The 4,620-nt window shown below is 32.5% G+C and carries 2 protein-coding genes; one reads left to right on the top strand and one right to left on the bottom strand.

Annotation, left to right across the window (positions count from 1 at the left end; genetic code table 11):
- The first annotated feature begins 106 nt into the window (after positions 1 to 106).
- On the top strand, positions 107 to 2,821 hold the full coding sequence (locus ACKI3Q_RS09980; RefSeq protein WP_407416442.1) for a valine--tRNA ligase: 2,715 nt from the start codon (positions 107 to 109) through the stop codon (positions 2,819 to 2,821).
- 143 nt (positions 2,822 to 2,964) lie between these two features.
- On the opposite strand, the gene ACKI3Q_RS09975 is transcribed toward ACKI3Q_RS09980, so the two are convergent.
- Positions 2,965 to 4,515 carry an IS1182 family transposase gene (locus ACKI3Q_RS09975; protein WP_407416441.1) on the bottom strand — a complete coding sequence of 517 codons (1,551 nt, stop codon included), beginning with the start codon at positions 4,513 to 4,515 and terminating at the stop codon, positions 2,965 to 2,967.
- Positions 4,516 to 4,620: the final 105 nt, after the last annotated feature.

Below are 4,620 nucleotides of genomic sequence, written 5' to 3'. Positions count from 1 at the left end.
TTTAGTTTAATTATATAATATACTTATCTATTTACTTAATATTTTTAAATAATAAACTACATATTTAATAATATTATTTTTATTTAATTATTTTAGTAGAAAATTTATGTCAAACGAAGAGATTCCTAAAGACTATGATTTTAAAAAAGAAAAAGAATGGGAGCAAAAATGGGAAGATGAAGACATCTACAAATACATTGGGGATGGATCTCGTCCTAGATATGTAATTGATACTCCCCCACCATACCCAACAGGTTCAATTCACTTGGGCCATGTTTTAAATTGGGTTTATATTGATATGAATGCAAGATACAGAAGACAAAAAGGTCATGATGTATTATTCACCCAGGGATGGGATTGCCATGGTCTTCCAACTGAAGTAAAAGTAGAGGAAACTCATGGAATCAAGAAAAATGACGTTTCACGTGCTAAATTCAGAGAATATTGTGTTGATTTAACTACTGATAATATTGCTAAAATGAAAGCACAAATGCAGGCAATGGGTTATTCACAGGACTGGACCCGTGAGTTTGTAACAATGACTCCGGAATACATGAAAAAGACCCAGTACTCATTTTTAAAAATGTATGATGAAGGATTGATTTATCAGGGAATTCATCCGGTAAACTGGTGTCCTCGTTGTGAAACAGCTATTGCATTTGCAGAAGTAGAATATAACGATAATACCACATTTTTAAACTATGTTAACTTTCCGCCTGCTGTAGATGATTCCTATGATGATATTGTATCTTCACAATCTTCAGGTAAACAGGCTGACCCTAAAGAGGAAGGTATTCTAATTGCAACAACCCGTCCGGAACTAATGTCCGCTTGTGTGGCTGTTGTAATTCACCCTGAAGATGAAAGATATGCTCATTTATTAGGCAAATATGTTGAAGTGCCTCTATCACATCAAAAAGTAAAAATCATTGCAGATGAAGAGGTAGATCCTGAATTCGGTACAGGTGCAGTAATGATTTGTACCTTCGGGGATAAAACTGACGTAAGCTGGGTTCAAAAATATGATTTGGAAATCATTAATGCAATTGATGAAACTGGTACATTAACCAAAGCTGCCGGCAGATATGAAGGAATGGATTTACAAAGCTGTAAAAAACAGACTATTGAAGATTTGGACAGCGAAGGTTACTTATTAAAACAGGAACAGGTAGACCAAAATGTCGGTCAGTGCTGGAGATGTAAAACTCCTATTGAGATTCTTGTTAAAAAGCAGTGGTTTGTAGCTGTAAGGGATTTAATTGAAAAAACCAAAGTTGCAGCCGATGAAATGAACTGGGTACCTGAACATATGAAATCCCGTATGGTCAACTGGGCAGATTCAATGGAATGGGACTGGTGTATTTCAAGACAAAGAATATTTGCAACTCCAATTCCTGTCTGGTACTGTAAAGACTGTGGAAAAGTAATATTGCCTGATGTTGAAGACTTGCCAATCGATCCAACTCAGGATAAACCTAAACATGCTTGTGAATGTGGCTGTGAAGAGTTTATTCCTGAAGAAGATGTACTTGATACCTGGATGGATTCATCAATTTCACCGTTATCCATTGTAGGATGGCCTGATGAAGATTACATCAATCATTTTCCATCAAACATCCGTCCGCAAGGACACGATATCATCCGTACATGGGCATTTTATACAACCCTAAGATGTTTGGCATTAACTGGCCAAAAACCGTTTGACGATATTGTAATTAACGGTATGGTATTTGGTGAAGACGGAAATAAAATGAGTAAATCAAGACCTGAATTTGTTGTCGGACCTGAAGAAGTCATTGAACAGTATGGTGCTGATGCATTGAGAACCTGGGCAGCCAACAGCGTACCGGGATCTGATGTGCAGTTTGACTGGAAAGAAATCAAGCACGGATACAGATTCCTCAGAAAATTCTGGAATGCATTCAGATTCATCAGCATGCAGATTTTTGATGAAGAAATATCCTATGATGATGTTAAAGATAATTTAGGACCACTGGATTTATGGATATTATCTAAATTAAACAGCTTGAATGTTAAAGTGGATAATGCATTTGCTCAATATAACTTTGCTGAAACGATAACATCCATTGAAAGATTCTTCTGGCATGATTTCTGTGACGAATATATCGAAGCGGTAAAATACAGATTGTACAGTGATGTAAGTGATGAATCAAGAAGAGCTGCTAAATACACTTTAAGAACAGTTGTTGAAACTTCACTTAAATTGCTTGCTCCAATTGTACCGTTCTTTGCTGAAGAGGTCTATCAGTACTTTGGCGATGAGTCAATTCACACCACTTTATGGCCCGAAGTAACTGAAGAGTTAATCAGTGAAAAGTTTGAAACTAAAGGTGATAATACTGTTGATTTAATTGATGAAGTCAGAAGATTCAAATCCGCTTCAAAAATACCTTTAAATGCAGAGCTTGCTGAAGTTAATGTCTACACTACTGACAGTGATTTAATTAATATCTTTGAAGAGTTTGCAGAGGATATTGAAGGTACTTTAAAAATCAAAGATTTAGTTATTAAATCAGGAAAACCTGAAGTTCATGAAAAAATCATCGAAGTTGAACCGGACATGTCTCAAATAGGACCTAAATTCAAGGGTGATGCTGGTAAAATCATTGGTTATTTAAAATCAACTCCATTGGATGAAATCGATTCTGTTTTAAGTGAAAATCATGAATTGGCTATCGGTGATTTGGTAGTCAGTGAAGACATGTTAAATATTAAAAAAGAGATTGTAGGTGCATCTGGTAAAAAGGTTGATATCTTACAATCTGAAAACTTGGATATGATTCTAGAAGTAATAAGGTAAATATTACTTCTTTTTTATTTTCTTTTTAAATTAAATTGTGTTCCTTAACTAATTTAATGATTTTTTTTTTGCTTTTTGAGGATGTGACGCAAAATTTTTAATCTAATTTTGTGTTTTTGATTTTTTTATAATTTTTCTTATTTTTAGTTGTTCTTTCTGTTTATTTCGTTGTATATTCTTTTTAGGTTGTGTCCAATTGTGTATAGTTTGAATTCAGTGTTTGTATTTTTAAGGCCTGTTGTGGTGAATTCATGTAATTTCATATTTTGTTTTATGTGTGCAAATGGTAATTCTGCTGTTTTTGATCGTTTTTTGTAGATTTTTTGCGCCCAGTCAGTTTCCATTTTCCGTTGCATTCTGATTTTGGAAGGATTTCCGTAGTCTTGAATTATTCTGTAATTGTCTTTTTGGCAGCAATATTCTTTCATTATGCAGTTTTTACATTCATTTGTCCAATAACTTATTCTTTGTTTGTTTTTGTATTCATATGTTCTTCTTCGATATAAAATTTCTCCCAAAGGACAAATATAGGTTTCAATTTCCGCATCATAGTTGAAATTATCTTTTTGGAAAGGTTTTTTCCATAAATTATATTTTTTTTCTTTTCTTGATAGTTTTCTGGTGGATATGTAACCATCTAACCCTTTTTCTTCGAGATATGTTGTGTTTTGATCTGTAGAATATCCATTATCAGCACTAAATTGAAAATTGGAAGGCAATTCATCATATATTTCACTTAAATTATCTTTTAGTTGTTCTATTGATGGAATTAATTCGAAATGGTCGGTTGGATTTTGTGTAATGTATGATGAGAGGATTATTCCTTTGTATTCATCTACAATGATTTGTGCATTGTAATCCCATTCCCATTTGCCTTTTTTATTCTTCATTAAGCGTGCATCAGGGTCATTAATGCTTATTACATCTTTTGGTGATTCTTTTAATTTTTCTTCGAGATTGTTGACTTTTTTTAAAACTTTTTCTGGATTTTTTTCTCCTTGTTTTAAAAGGTTTAAACTTGAAGAACGTAATTTATCTTTGTTTCTATTGTCTTTAGATGAATTTTCAATGTTTTTCACTGTTTCTTTGAATTTTTCTTTGTTAGTTAATGTTTCTGGAACATTGTTTCCAGATTCATCACCTAATTCCTCATCTTCTTGTTGATCTCTTTCAATACTTTTTTCTAAGTGTTCTTTCATGATTTTGATTTGATTTTCATCAGTTAATTTATTTAATGATGTTTTTGCTTTGATTTTAGTTCCATCTATGCTCAAATGATGAATTTTTATTAAATTATTGTCTTTTGCAATTTTAATGGTTGTTTTAAATGCATCGTCAATTAAATCTGAATATTCGACTTTAAATCTTGCTATTGTTCGATATGATGGTTTTTCCATTGCTGCAAGATACATATATGCAATGTCAGTTTGTGTTTTTCTTTCTATTTCCCTTGAAGATAATCCTCCATCGAAAACACTCATTAAAATGAGTCTGAGCAATAATTCTCGAGGATAAGCAAATTCCCCAGGAGTTCCACGAAATTCCTGGTTTGCTTTTGAACAATCAATTAAATCAACCACATTTTTAATAAAATAGCAGGGATGATCTTCAGGAATCAAGTTTCGCAAGTCCATAGGGACCAACATACTTTGATTTATGTTATCATCTTTTAAAACCATAAATAAAACAACCATAAAGTTTAATATCTATAATAATAGATTGTACTTCATAGTATATAAAATTAAAGGAAAAATAAGTAAAATAAAATTAAAAAAATAGTGACTTCGTGTCACACTCTC

This window comes from Methanobrevibacter sp. (assembly GCF_045636185.1).
Classification (GTDB): Archaea; Methanobacteriota; Methanobacteria; order Methanobacteriales; family Methanobacteriaceae; genus Methanocatella.
The sequence above is the reverse complement of the archived record's forward strand: the minus strand, read 5'-3'. Positions and strand labels throughout refer to the sequence as shown.